Here is a 12,670-nt window from a genome sequence, read left to right on the forward strand (position 1 = left end):
TTTCATCTCTTTACTTTTAGATTTATAACAGCCTCAACATGCGGTGTATGGGGGAACATATCAATTAAAAGGGCATCTTCAATCTGGTAAGCCTTTTTCAAGTGATTCTCATAGTCAAGCTTGAAAGCCTTTGGATTGCAGGAAACATAAATAATATTCTCAATGCTGCTCTTTGCCAAGAGTTCTGCCGTCTCTTTCAGCCCTCTCCTTGGAGGGTCAACTACAGCAGTATCGTAATCTCCGATTGCCGTTTCTTCTGCCTTCCCAATTCTAAAAACCGCATCAACACCGTTGAGTTCAGCGTTTTTGTTCGCCATCTCAACTGCAAAGGAATTAACTTCAACTCCCTCAACCTTAAAGCCCCTCTTAGCAAGCCAGATTCCAAAGGTTCCAACTCCCGAATATAAGTCTAGAACTTTCTCACCTTCCGTGAAGCCCTCAACAGCTTTCAACAACAGAGGCAGGGCATAAGAGTTTGCTTGGAAAAAAGTATTTGGGTGAATTAGATAAACCACATCCCCAATCTTTTCACTGATGTAAGGTTCCCCAGCTATAAGCTCAGCCTCTCCTCTTGGGTCGTCTCTTTCATCAGCTTTAAAGCTCCAGTAGAGGGAATCTGCAAAGTGGAAGTAGTCCCTAAAAGCTTCTGTAAACTTTTCATTCAGCTTAATGTGGGCTATAAGGCTTATCATAATCTCCCCAGTAAACTTGCCCTCTCTAACGCTCAAGTAGTGGACATCCCCTCTCTTCCTTTTTAAATTCCAAGCTTTAAGATTCTCCTCCCTCATAAACTCCTTTAAAGTCCTCAAGTATTCCCAAGTTTTACTTGAAAATACAGGGCACTCTTTGACATCAACGATGCTTAAGGGTCTGGAATATTCCTTAAATCCAATCCCTTGAGTTGTCACAATGAAGTTGCTCGAATTCCTGAATCCAAAGAGCTTTGGTGAGCCTTTGATATCGGTTGCAATTCCTGTAATTTTCTTAAAATTTTCCTGCTTAAGCTTCAGCTGTTCCTTATATTTGATATGCTGCCACAAGCAGCCTCCACACTTTCCAAAATGCATGCATCTTGGAGTCTGTCTGAGTTGAGAAAACTCAACAACTTCAAATTTCTCAGCAATATATCTTCCAAATCTTCTTCTTGTTTTATGCACTCTCACAAAGTCTCCAACAGCAGTATAAGGGACATAAACTGGTTTTTCAGCCTTTAAAACACCTAAACCTTCATCGCTCATCTCTTCAATGTAGCCTTGAGCTTTCATGAGGAAAAGTTGAAAAGAAAGCTTAAAAGAATATCGAAGACCTTAGAATCTCTCATTGTAAAGTTCTGCAAGTCTCTTTATGCCTTCTTCGATTTCTTCTTTGCTTGGTCTTGAGAAGTTGAGTCTTATTGTATTTCTTCCACTCTCATCTGTGTAAAACGGCTTTCCTGGAACCACAACAACACCTTTTCTCTCCATCAGCTCATTCGCAAATGCCATTCCATCAGCATTTTCTGGAAGGAATAGCATAACGAACATTCCGGCTATCGGCTTCGTGAATTCTGCATTAGGCAGATATTCCTGGAGAGCATTTATCATGGAATCTCGCTTCTCTTTATAACCTGGGAGGGCTCTTTTTAGGTGGTACTCCTTGAAATATCCTCTCTTCAAATATTCCAGAGCAATATATTGAGAAATCGTTGGAGCACAGAAGTCTATTGGAGACTTCTCCATCAGGACTTTATTCCTGATTTCTCCTTTTGCTATTACCCACCCAATTCTAAAGCCTGTTCCAAGAACTTTGCTCAGTGTTCCAGCCACAATGACTCTTCCCTCCGTATCAAGCGCCTTCAATGGTCTTATTTCCCTATCTTCGTATTTCATAAAATTATATGCTGTATCCTCAACTATCAAAAGGTCATGCTCACTTGCAATTTCAAGGAGTGCTTTTCTTCTCTCCTCACTCATTGTTACCCCCATGGGATTCTGACCTGTTGGAATTGTGTAGATGAACTTTATCTTCTGACCCTTTGACTTAAGCTCTCTGATCTTTTCTTGGAGAGCGTCTGGTTTCATTCCTTTGCTATCGACAGGAACCCCTTCTACTTTTGCTCCAAGCTGCTCAAATGCCAGTATTGTATTGATGTAGCTCGGATTCTCAGTGATTACAACATCTCCAGGGTCGATAAGAACTCTTCCAAGCAAATCAAGAGCCCCAGTACCCCCTACAGTTATTACTATCTCCTCCGGAGAAACTTCCACGTGCTCATACTTTTTGAGGAACTTAGCAACCTCTTCTCTGAGTTCAGGAATTCCATTTGCTGGTGTGTACATTACAGAGCTTGGAATATTGGCTAAAACGTCCTTTGCAAGCTCTCCTAAAACCTCTCCTGGAATTAAATTAGGATCTGGATCTCCAGCAGCTAAAGAGATAAGGTTTTTCCCTTTGCTCTGAAGCTCTGCAGCTTTTTTCATAACTTCTGCCAGTGCTGATCCTTTAATCCAGTTAGCCCTTCCAGCCAAAAATTTATTATAGTCCATGAAAATCCCTCCTCCAATGAGAATCTTAGCATTAAGATATATATCATCATGGATATTAATATTTTGTTCACACCAAGGTATAAGATGGTGATACTATGAGGAAACCCAAAGTGTTCATTACAAGACAGATCCCGGAGACCGCGATCAACGTTATCAGAAAGTACTATGAGGTAGAAGTCTGGAGAGATGAAAAAGAGCCCCCGAGAGAAGTGCTACTTGAGAAAGTTAGAGGCGTTGATGCCTTAGTAACTCTGCTGAGCGACAAAATTGATAGGGAAATCCTTGACAATGCCCCAAGACTTAGAATCATCGCTCAATATGCAGTCGGCTACGACAATATTGACATTGAAGAGGTTACGAGAAGAGGAATCTATGTAACCAACACGCCAGACGTTTTAACCGAAGCCACAGCAGATTTCGCTTGGGCTCTGCTTTTAGCGACAGCGAGGCATTTAGTTGATGCTGATAAATTTGTGAGGAGTGGAGAATGGAAGAGAAAAGGCGTTGCGTGGCATCCGCTTATGTACCTCGGCTATGATGTCTATGGAAAGACAATCGGAATAATAGGCTTTGGGAGAATAGGGCAGGCGATAGCAAGAAGGGCTAAAGGCTTTAACATGAGAATCCTTTATTATTCTCGCACAAGAAAGCCTGAAAAAGAGAGGGAACTTGGAGCTGAGTTTAGGCCGTTAGATGAGCTACTTAGGGAGAGCGACTTCGTGGTTTTAGCAGTTCCATTGACAAAGGAAACCTACCATATGATAAACGAGAAGAGGCTTAAGCTCATGAAGCCAACGGCAATACTTATCAATATTGCAAGAGGAAAGGTTGTTGATACAAAAGCCTTGATTAAAGCTCTCGAAGAGGGCTGGATTGCCGGAGCGGGCTTAGACGTCTTTGAAGAAGAACCCTACCATAATGAGAAGCTTTTCAAGCTGAAGAACGTGACTTTGGCACCACATATAGGTAGCGCAACTTACGGTGCAAGATATGCAATGGCAGAGCTTGTTGCAAGGAATTTAATAGCCTTCGCTAAAGGTGAAGTTCCGCCGACACTTGTGAATAGAGAAGTGCTGAATGTTAGGAAGCCTGGATTTGGCCGATGAGGAGCTGGATCCGACCTGAAGGGTGATGATCCAAAGATTCCGAGGCTTCAGATGATGACCCCACCCTTGGCTGATATGATGATGAAGCCTCGTGGTTCTGATTTTCACTGCCCCGCTATCAGCCTCTTAAACCTTTTCGCATCGTCACACATATAGATGTTGTTAAAGTAAACGTAGCTTTCCTTTTTGTTCCACTCTTTTATCCGTTCTGCAATCTTTTCAAGCTCCTCATCATTATATCTGTGCTTGTAAATTATCCTCCCGTTCTCATATGCCCCATGAAGGCGATAGTAATTGATGTCTCCTCTGTGGAGCGGCTTTCTGAGGAGAGGGTCTGCTACATCAATGACATCAAATTCTCTTACGAATTTCTTTGTTCCCTTTTCGCTCCAGCCTCTAAGCTCAACAGCTATCTCGATGTCCCTGCTTATCTTTGAGAAGAACTTTTCAGCATTGGCAAAGCTTTCCTCGGTTTCCTTAAAACTCTTGGGAAGCTGGATTAAGATGAACCTTGCGTTCAAAATTCTTGCTTCGTTAAGTGTTACCTCCCAGTACTTAAAGACCTCATTGGTAGGCTTTAAAAATCCAACATCTCTGCTTGGCTTAACGTTGCTTCTCCTCCACGTGGGACTATTGGTTGGATGTGTTATTCCCTGAAAAGCTTTGATTGAAAATATAAAGTCCTCGGGTGCTTCGCTTCTCCACCTTTTAAGAGTCTTTTCTTCCAAAATTCGGTAAAAAGTTTGTTGAACTTCAACTGTCTTAAAATCTTGGAAATATCTTTTGCGAGCCTCACAAAAGCCACAGGTACCAACAAAAATCATGGAGTCTCACCAAATTAGAATCGAAATTTCAAAAAATAAAGTTATTGGCAGGCTCCTTATTTCCACTCCAAATGTGCTCTTTTAACGACCAAAACTCCCGAATATGTGTATTCATTCCAAATTTTTTCAACTTCATCAAAAACTATTCTTGCTTTAAAAAACGGTGCATCCTTAACGAAGGTCTCAAATTCCCCGCCCTCTCCTCCAATGTGAATGCCATATTTTCTGTTCAGCTCTTTAAGCTCCTCAATGGCTTTTTCATCAACAATCCTTCCAAGCCACCTCTTATCCAGACCGTAAGCAGACACTCCAACCATCACAATCTCAAAGCCGGCATGCAGCATATCCCTCAAAAGCATCTCTGGGTTCTTGTGCCACAGTGGAGTGTAGCTTCTTAGCCCAAGCTCATGACAAACCTTCTCAATCCTAACTCTCTGGTATTCACTCTCCAAAGCTCCAGCAACAACTCCATCAATGTCCAATCCTTCAAGAACATTCTTCAAATCCTCAACTTCCTTTTCTTTTTCCCCGGTGGTATATCCTTTGATTAGGGGAATTCCTATCGCCTCAGCCTGCAAATCCGTCAGATGGATGTTTGGGACATGGTACATATAGCTCTCTTCACTTTTAGAGTGAATGCTAACCAGATATTTCACATCAAATCCCTGCTGCATTGCCCAGTATAAGGCGTATGTTGAATCCTTCCCTCCCGAAAACAAAGCTGCTATTTTCATGTTCCCACCCGAAAGCTTTAAATTAACCTTTAGTAAATTTAATATTGGTCTCAAAATAGGATTCTCAATACATCTTAAAAAAGCTTGGGGGTGATTCAATGCTCCCAGAGAAGGCAGTAATTCTTGCAGCTGGATTTGGAACGAGGCTAAGAAAGCTGACTGAAGAAACCCCCAAAGGTCTTCTAAAAGTTGCTGGTAGGGAAATCCTCTATAGAACCATGAAAGTTCTCCAAGAGCTTGGTGTTGAAGAGTTTATAATCGTTACAAATCCAAAATACGAGACTAAATTTAGAGAATTCGCTAAGAAAAACAGTTTTAAGGTTCAGATTGTGATAAACGAACATCCAGAGAAGGGCAATGGGTATTCTCTTTACTTAGCCAAGGATTTAGTTGGCGGAAAGTTTATCCTTGTCATGAGTGATCATATCTATGGAAAAGCTTTTCTTGAGATAGCTGTGAAAGGGGAAGGGCTCATTGTTGATAAAGCCCCGAAGTATACCAGCATTGAGGAAGCAACAAAAGTTAGAATCAAAGATAGCCGCGTGGAGGACATTGGAAAGCACCTTAAAGATTTTGACGCCATCGATACTGGATTCTTCGTCTTGACTCCCGAGATATTCGAGGTTGCTGATGAGATTCTGTCAGAAAAAGGAAAAGCTGAGCTGAGCGAGATCGTGAAAAGGGCAAAGCTTAAAGTAACTTCTGTGAGCGGATTTTTCTGGATGGACATCGACACTCCAGAGGACATCAAAAAAGCAAGAAAGCTTGTAATCCAGACCTCTGTAAAGGGAAGTGGAGATGGCTTCATATCAAGGCATTTAAACAGAAAAATCTCCACGAGAATAAGCACTCTCCTCGTTGATTACGTTACTCCCAACCAGATGACAGTTGTAACTTTCTTGCTTGGCATTCTCTCAGCTTTACTGAATTTTATCAGCGTCCCCCTGGCTGGAATTCTGTATCAAATAAGCTCCATCCTTGATGGTGTTGATGGAGAGATTGCACGTGCGAGCATGAGGACGAGCAGATTTGGTGGCTATGTGGACTCAATTCTTGACAGATACGTGGACTTTGCATTTTTGTTGATATTAGCTTACGTTACAATTAAAGAACCGCTCTGGTGGGCAACAGCTGTGACAGCAATCTTTGGCTCAGCGATGGTAAGCTATTCAACGGAGCGTTATAAGGCAGCGTATGGAAGCGACATTTATAAGGATATTCCAGTAATGCGATACCTTATCGGAAAGAGGGACGAAAGGATATTCCTAACAATGTTACTATGCTTAGCCGGGCAAATAAAAGCCCTCTTTGCTCTATTAGCAATCTTGACAAATCTTAGAATAGTGGCGACAGTTTGGCTGGTATGGAAAAATAAGAAAGACTAAACCAAAAACTCCAGAGCTTTTTCTGTCTTTTTATCAAACAGGACAATCCTATCTTCTCTGATCTTCACCGTCACCTTCTCTCCAAATGTGAAGTGCTCTCCTTCTGGTGCAAACACTTTAACAAATGCCTTATCAACGGAAACAGTGACTATCTGCTCCCTCCCAAGAGGTTCGAAAGAGTATACCTCTCCAACCAACCCTTCACTGATGCCCTTTACAACCTCTGCATCATGCGGTCTAAATCCAAGGAGCACTTCCTTTATGCCGAGCTTTTCAATCAGCCCCCTATACTGAGCAGGAACTGGTATCCTGCTTTCATAAATCCTTAAGTGGCCATTTTCAACCTCCGCTTCAACAAAATTCATGGGTGGATTTCCAAGGAATCCTCCAACGAACTTGTATTTTGGCTTGTAGTAGACGTCATCTGGAGTCCCCACCTGGAGTATCTTCCCTTCCCTAATCACAGCTATTCTGTCAGCCATTGCTAACGCCTCAGCTTGATCATGGGTAACGTAAACTGCCGTAATGCCCAACTCCTTCTGCAGTCTCTTCAGCTCAGCTCTGACCTCAATTCTAAGCAAAGCATCTAAGTTGCTCAGAGGCTCATCCAAAAGCAGGACATCGGGTTCTTTGACTAAAGCTCTCGCTATTGCAACTCTCTGCTGCTGACCACCGCTGAGCTGCCATGGATATCTGTCAAGCAGGTTTTCGATGTGAAGCATCTTTGCAACTTCTATAACCTTCTTCTCAATTTCCTGCTTGGGAGCTTTTCTCAGCTCAAGAGGAAACGCTATATTGTCAAAAACCTTCATGTGAGGATAAAGTGCCCAGTTCTGAAAAACCAATCCCACGTTTCTGTCCTTTGGAGGAACTTCTGTAACGTCTCTATCATCAAAATAAATTCTCCCACTTGTTGGTTTGTAAATCCCGGCTATTGTGTAGAGTAAAGTGGATTTTCCACTTCCTGAAGGACCTAACAATGCCATAAACTCTCTATCATCGATTTTTAGATTAATATTGTCCAGAGCTGTGAAGTCTCCAAATTTTTTGGTTATATTTTCAAGGGTAATCTTAACCATTTCAACCACCTCACCCTTTGATTCCACCTGAATAACCCTGCAGTAATATCTGCTGAGCCGTAAGGAAGAATATTATTGTTGGAAGCAGGTAAAGAGTTCCAGCCGCAGCTATCAGCGGCATGTGTGTGTATTCAGCTTCGATGTTTGCCTCAATAAATGTCGCTAAGGTCTGGTCAATGAGGAAAGTTCTCACGTAGATTATGTCCTGCCAGCCAGCCAAGAATGCAAAAAGTGCAACAGCCAAGATTCCCGGCTTAATTAAAGGCAGCATGATTTTCCACCAGACTTTTATCCTTGATGCTCCGTCAATTATGCCCGACCACTCAAACTCCCAAGGTATCGTGTCAAAGAAGCCCTTCATCAACCAGACGGACATCGGAATCTCAAGAGCTGCCCTTGCCAGTATCACGTAGAAGAATGAGTAAAGCCTTATCAAATCTGGGCTCTGTGGAAATGTCAAACGGTAAAGCAAGTAAACACCAACAATTAATGCAACTCCCGGGAAGGCGTGAAGGATTAAGAGCAGAATCATCATATGCTTTCTTCCTTTAAAGTCAATTCTTGAAAGTGAGTATCCAGCCAAGGCACTTATAAATGTTACAACTCCTGAAACCCCAAGAGCAACCACAAGGGTATGGAATGTAACTTTCAGTATGTTTGTCTTGATCCCACCTGTCGTTGCCAGTTTTCCTTGAAACACATTAATCCAGTTCTCTAAAGTGAAGTGGAATGATTTTAGATCTAAGTTGGTGACCATCTCCTTGCTGAAGCTTGAAAGCACTAACAGAGAAAAGCCGAGGATCAAAGGCAAGCTCGCGAATAGGATTGCAAGAATAATTACCCACTCATATCTGCTCGGTCTTGTTTCTACGTCTTTCATCAGAAGTCACCCCTTGGTCTTTTCATCATTTTCTCAAATTGTAGAACTTTCAAGGTTACAAATCCTCCAATTACGCCAATGATTGACAATATCACTGCTGCCGCTGCCGCTAATCCTTGATCTTGCTCTCCTCTACCAAAGGCTGTGTTGAACACATACAATGCAAGAGTTGTTCCGTAGTCCCTGTTTACCAAGTCCCACTGAACAAGAAGGAATAGGTGGGGATACGTTGTAAGCAGGCTTAGGAACTGCCATGTTAAAACATAGAGGAAGTGCCACTTTGTAAGGGGAATTAGGATTTTTCTTGAAATTTCCCAGGCTGATGCACCATCAACCCTCGCGGCAATTACAAGCTCCCTTGGAATCTGATTCAAAGCTGATGTGAAGACTATCATACCAAAGCTCACACCAACAAGACCATTCACAAAAATGATTATGCTCCATGCCCCCCAAGGTACAGTTTGACCCCATGGAATTGGCTGAGAAATCACTCCAAGCTTCATTAAAATTGAATTCAATGTCCCAATTTCACTTCCATGGAAGAAATAATACCAAACCAGACTGTAAACAGCTATTGGAGACATTCTCGGCAGAAGCCAGAGAAGCCTAAAACTTGAAGCTGGCTTTTCGCTTATGAAGAAAGTAGCTAAGGCTAACGCTAAACCTCCAAAAACGTTAATGATGAGCGTGATTCCAACAAAAACTATCGTGGTTAGTAGCACGGCTTTAAAAGTTGGATCATGCTGGAACATATAAAACAATCGCTCATAATTGTAAAGCCCAACAAAGTCTTTAAGATACCTCTCAACATTCCAGTTCCGCATCTGGGTGAAGCTTATATAGACCGTCATAATGAGCGGAATTAGATAGAACAGCACAACCATCAGAAGCATTGGAGAAAGAAAAAAGGAAAGAGCTGTAAACTTCTCCTTATTAATTTTATTCATGCTCCCACCTCTTCACTGTGGAAACTTCCAGTTCTTTGGAATCTCTCCCTGTATCTCAACATTCTCCTTGAGCTCTGGATCAGCATTGACCTTCTGGATAATGTAATTAACGGCATCTTCTGGTGTCATTTCACCTCTGAGGACCTTATCAACCGCTTCCTTGAAGATATCTGCCAGTGCTGGATACTTTGGATGTGCCGGGGCTAAGTGCGTGTATTCAAGCATGTAGCTGACATCTGCCAAGAACTGTGCATTGATTGGATTGACAGTCGCTTGGACAATGTTCTTGATGTTATCCTTAACTGTCGGATCCAGGTCAAGGTTGAGGTTCTTCAAGTCATTGAGCCACTTCTCGTCTTTAATAAGCTTTGCTGCCTCTTTTCTAACTGGGAGGTGTGCTGAGATAACGCTGTGAATTGCATTGATGTCTGGATCGCTCGCCTTTATGATCATGAGGAATGCAAGCATGTGGTAAACATCTTTAAGCTCGTCGTACTTCGGATTCTGGGCACCGGCTTTTGAGTTTATCATCCAAATGAAGGGCTGGCTGAGTGTCACTGGCTTGTCTCCCTTTTCTCCAGCTGGGAATAAAGTGTAAGCGAACCACTCTTTCACTTCCTCAGGTTTCAGACCCCTGCCGTGATAGTACTGCTTTGTCTGCCACTCTGTCCAGTACCATGTACCGCCTATGTCGAAGAGGGTTTTTCCTTCAACAATTGTTGGGTGAATCTGCTTGGCCCAGTCCCAGCTCATTATGTCTTTTGGAAGCAAGCCATCTTGGGCAAACTTCCACTCAACGTAGAGCCACTTATACACAGCTGGAACATCGACGACGAGCTTTCCGGTGTTTGGATCGTAAAGCTTTCCGCCAAAGGCGAAGATGAACTGTATCAGGTCTGGGTGAGCTGAACCCTTTCTGTGGATCAATCCCCATTCAGCAGCACCGCTCTCTTTTGCCTTCTTTGCCCAGTAGTAGACATCGCTCCATGTGAACTCCCCACTTTTCACCTTTTCGGGAAGGGTGTTTACGTCAAGTCCAATCTTTGCGGCAACGTCTTTTCTAACGTAGAGGGGTCTTGCTTCTGTATCCTGAGGCAAACCATAAAGCCTTCCCTTGTACTTTGAAGCCTCTATGAGTGATGGGTAAAAATCATCAATAACGCTCTTGTAGGCGTTTGCATAGTCCGTTATGTCAAGAATGTAGCCTTCATCTGCCAGTGTTGGGAGGAATGCATAAGAGTTCACGAAGAAGTCTCCAGCCTGTCCAAGTGGCTGCTTGCTGAGGTATTCCTTATAGGCATCTTGGAAAGAGGCAACGTAATGAGTGTCTGTAATCACAATTTTCACTTTAATTCCATTGTCTGCCCAGATTTTGTTTATCCTTCTTGCTGCTTCAACAATACCATAGACTCTCATGACACTGTTTGGATCACCTGAACCCCATGCAGAGAACTTGACTTCACTAATCCCATTCTGCTCAAGAACCTTACCTATTGCCACTACATCTTTTGTAAAGTCTCCAGTAAGCTGAACTTTACCCGCTGTCTGAGTGCCTGTTTCCTTCTCACCACCGATACAACCGCTGGCAATCACTCCGAGAAGCAATATTGCAACCAACCATACGGCTTTTGCCTTCATTGTCCCCACCTACTATCGGTTTTTAAAAGTCAGAGCCGAAGAGGCCCCAAAGAAGGTTATTTAAGAAAGCAGATCAGAGTCATATTTTAGTTAGCTTTTGTTATTTATAAAATTTGTGGACTTCTAAAGGGTTAAAAAGGAGTTATGTCCACTTTTGTGAGTGGTATTGAGAGTAGAACGTTCGAAATCTTTAAAAATCAAACTAATATTAATAAATATTTGGAAGTTTTTCCTCGCTGTATTGCGGCCATACCCTGCGCAATTCCGAGTTTTAAGGCTCCCAGTATTTGCAGCTCTGCCAGACAAAGGCTTCCCATATTATACCATTATAAAAATTTTTATAAGCAAAAAATATTTAACATATATAAAACATACAAAAACGGAGGTGGCGATGATGGCGAGGGTTGTCATACTCGGTCAGGGATATGTGGGAAGCATATTTGCAATAGGAGTTGAGCGAATCAAAAGAGGAGATCTCGGCTATTATGGAATTCCGCTGGCAAATGAGCTGCCAATAAAAGTGGAGGACATTGAGATTGTTGGTTCTTATGACGTCGACAAGAGCAAGATTGGGAGACCCCTTTACGAAGTTGTCAAGAGGTACTGGGAAGATGAAATCCCAGAGAGCCTCGAAAACGTTGTAGTGAGGAAAGGCATCCACTTAGGAAGCCTCCGCAACCTGCCAATTGAGGCGGAGGGCTTGGAGGACAAAATGACCCTCAAAGAAGCTGTAGAAAAGATTGTTGAAGAGTGGAAAGAGCTCAAGCCAGATGTCATTGTTAATGTCTGTACAACCGAGGCATTTAAGCCGTTTAACAGCAAGGAAGAGCTGATCAAAGCTATAGAAAACGACGACAGAGAAAGACTAACAGCAACACAAGTTTATGCTTATGCTGCTTCACTGTATGCAAAGGAAGTCGGTGGAGCGGCTTTCGTAAATGCAATCCCAACATTGATAGCAAACGACAATGCATTCCTTGAACTTGCAAAGGAGAGCAACTTAGTCATCTTTGGAGACGACGGTGCAACTGGTGCAACACCATTGACAGCCGACATCTTGGCCCACTTAGCTCAGAGGAACAGACACGTTAAGGACGTTGCCCAGTTTAACATTGGTGGAAATACAGACTTCTTAGCTTTGACAGACAAAGACAGAAACAAGAGCAAAGAATACACAAAGTCAAGTGTTGTAAAGGATATTTTAGGCTACGATGCACCACACTACATCAAGCCAACTGGATTCCTTGAGCCTCTCGGCGACAAGAAATTCATCGCAATGCACATCGAGTATATCAGCTTCAACAATGCAAGAGATGAGCTTGTCATAACTGGAAGAATCAATGACAGCCCAGCTTTGGCTGGATTGTTGGTTGATCTCGCCAGGTTAGGCAAGATTGCCATTGAGAGGAAGGAGTGGGGAACAGTTTATGAAGTCAACGCGTTCTACATGAAGAACCCAGGACCAGCAGAGAAGGGCAACATTCCAAGGATTATCGCCTATGAAAAGATGCGCCAGTGGGCAGGGCTTAAGCCGAGATGGCTGTGATTCTCC

General features: G+C 42.7%; 11 protein-coding genes. 3 read left to right on the forward strand and 8 right to left on the reverse strand.

All coding sequences use genetic code 11. The annotated features are described in order from the left end of the window. Positions 1-2: 2 nt before the first annotated feature. Positions 3-1,265 carry a 23S rRNA (uracil(1939)-C(5))-methyltransferase RlmD gene (gene rlmD, locus VFC49_RS03755; RefSeq protein WP_324736227.1) on the reverse strand — a complete coding sequence of 421 codons (1,263 nt, stop codon included), beginning with the start codon at positions 1,263-1,265 and terminating at the stop codon, positions 3-5. Between the two features lie 42 nt (positions 1,266-1,307). Beyond that, a complete protein-coding gene (locus VFC49_RS03760) occupies positions 1,308-2,525 on the reverse strand; it encodes a PLP-dependent aminotransferase family protein (protein ID WP_324736228.1) in 1,218 nt (405 codons plus the stop codon). Between the two features lie 95 nt (positions 2,526-2,620). Between VFC49_RS03760 and gyaR the strand changes: the two genes are divergently transcribed. Then, complete coding sequence (gene gyaR / locus VFC49_RS03765) at positions 2,621-3,631, forward strand: glyoxylate reductase (RefSeq protein ID WP_324736229.1); 1,011 nt, start codon at positions 2,621-2,623, stop codon at positions 3,629-3,631. 104 nt (positions 3,632-3,735) lie between these two features. Here gyaR and VFC49_RS03770 read toward each other — a convergent pair whose 3' ends face one another. Continuing rightward, complete coding sequence (locus VFC49_RS03770) at positions 3,736-4,455, reverse strand: DUF72 domain-containing protein (RefSeq protein WP_324736230.1); 720 nt, start codon at positions 4,453-4,455, stop codon at positions 3,736-3,738. Between the two features lie 56 nt (positions 4,456-4,511). After that, positions 4,512-5,189, reverse strand: coding sequence for a TIGR00289 family protein (locus VFC49_RS03775; RefSeq protein WP_324736231.1), 678 nt, complete (start codon positions 5,187-5,189; stop codon positions 4,512-4,514). 98 nt (positions 5,190-5,287) lie between these two features. On the opposite strand from VFC49_RS03775, the gene VFC49_RS03780 reads away from it, so the two are divergent. After that, on the forward strand, positions 5,288-6,574 hold the full coding sequence (locus VFC49_RS03780; protein WP_324736232.1) for a bifunctional L-myo-inositol-1-phosphate cytidylyltransferase/CDP-L-myo-inositol myo-inositolphosphotransferase: 1,287 nt from the start codon (positions 5,288-5,290) through the stop codon (positions 6,572-6,574). Here VFC49_RS03780 and VFC49_RS03785 read toward each other — a convergent pair. The 4 genes from VFC49_RS03785 to VFC49_RS03800 are packed head-to-tail and all read right to left on the reverse strand — an operon-like array spanning position 6,571 to position 11,118. Next, entirely contained in the window at positions 6,571-7,653 is a 1,083-nt protein-coding gene (locus VFC49_RS03785; protein WP_324736233.1) for an ABC transporter ATP-binding protein, read from the reverse strand. The genes VFC49_RS03780 and VFC49_RS03785 overlap by 4 nt on opposite strands. A gap of 10 nt (positions 7,654-7,663) precedes the next feature. After that, positions 7,664-8,533 carry a carbohydrate ABC transporter permease gene (locus VFC49_RS03790; RefSeq protein WP_324736234.1) on the reverse strand — a complete coding sequence of 290 codons (870 nt, stop codon included), beginning with the start codon at positions 8,531-8,533 and terminating at the stop codon, positions 7,664-7,666. Next, the gene (locus tag VFC49_RS03795) at positions 8,533-9,480 is read right to left on the reverse strand and encodes a sugar ABC transporter permease (protein WP_324736235.1); all 948 of its coding nucleotides are present in this window, start codon (positions 9,478-9,480) and stop codon (positions 8,533-8,535) included. Before VFC49_RS03795 ends, VFC49_RS03790 begins: the two co-directional genes overlap by 1 nt. 12 nt (positions 9,481-9,492) lie before the next feature. Beyond that, positions 9,493-11,118 (reverse strand): extracellular solute-binding protein, encoded by a 1,626-nt coding sequence (locus tag VFC49_RS03800; protein WP_324736236.1) that lies wholly within the window; start codon positions 11,116-11,118, stop codon positions 9,493-9,495. 394 nt (positions 11,119-11,512) lie between these two features. On the opposite strand from VFC49_RS03800, the gene VFC49_RS03805 reads away from it, so the two are divergent. Continuing rightward, positions 11,513-12,664 (forward strand): inositol-3-phosphate synthase, encoded by a 1,152-nt coding sequence (locus tag VFC49_RS03805; RefSeq protein WP_324736237.1) that lies wholly within the window; start codon positions 11,513-11,515, stop codon positions 12,662-12,664. Positions 12,665-12,670 lie beyond the last annotated feature (6 nt).

Origin of the sequence: Thermococcus sp. SY098, from assembly GCF_035621495.1 — an archaeon.
In the GTDB taxonomy this organism is placed as follows: domain Archaea; phylum Methanobacteriota_B; class Thermococci; order Thermococcales; family Thermococcaceae; genus Thermococcus_B.

What these genes read in the sequence shown, in the direction of transcription:
- gyaR (WP_324736229.1), top strand. Translation starts at nt 2,621, where the DNA reads ATGAGGAAACCCAAAGTGTTCATTACAAGACAGATCCCGGAGACCGCG.
- rlmD (WP_324736227.1), bottom strand. Translation starts at nt 1,265, where the DNA reads ATGAAAGCTCAAGGCTACATTGAAGAGATGAGCGATGAAGGTTTAGGT.
- VFC49_RS03790 (WP_324736234.1), bottom strand. Translation starts at nt 8,533, where the DNA reads ATGAAAGACGTAGAAACAAGACCGAGCAGATATGAGTGGGTAATTATT.
- VFC49_RS03805 (WP_324736237.1), top strand. Translation starts at nt 11,513, where the DNA reads ATGGCGAGGGTTGTCATACTCGGTCAGGGATATGTGGGAAGCATATTT.
- VFC49_RS03800 (WP_324736236.1), bottom strand. Translation starts at nt 11,118, where the DNA reads ATGAAGGCAAAAGCCGTATGGTTGGTTGCAATATTGCTTCTCGGAGTG.
- VFC49_RS03780 (WP_324736232.1), top strand. Translation starts at nt 5,288, where the DNA reads ATGCTCCCAGAGAAGGCAGTAATTCTTGCAGCTGGATTTGGAACGAGG.
- VFC49_RS03775 (WP_324736231.1), bottom strand. Translation starts at nt 5,189, where the DNA reads ATGAAAATAGCAGCTTTGTTTTCGGGAGGGAAGGATTCAACATACGCC.
- VFC49_RS03795 (WP_324736235.1), bottom strand. Translation starts at nt 9,480, where the DNA reads ATGAATAAAATTAATAAGGAGAAGTTTACAGCTCTTTCCTTTTTTCTT.
- VFC49_RS03760 (WP_324736228.1), bottom strand. Translation starts at nt 2,525, where the DNA reads ATGGACTATAATAAATTTTTGGCTGGAAGGGCTAACTGGATTAAAGGA.
- VFC49_RS03770 (WP_324736230.1), bottom strand. Translation starts at nt 4,455, where the DNA reads ATGATTTTTGTTGGTACCTGTGGCTTTTGTGAGGCTCGCAAAAGATAT.
- VFC49_RS03785 (WP_324736233.1), bottom strand. Translation starts at nt 7,653, where the DNA reads ATGGTTAAGATTACCCTTGAAAATATAACCAAAAAATTTGGAGACTTC.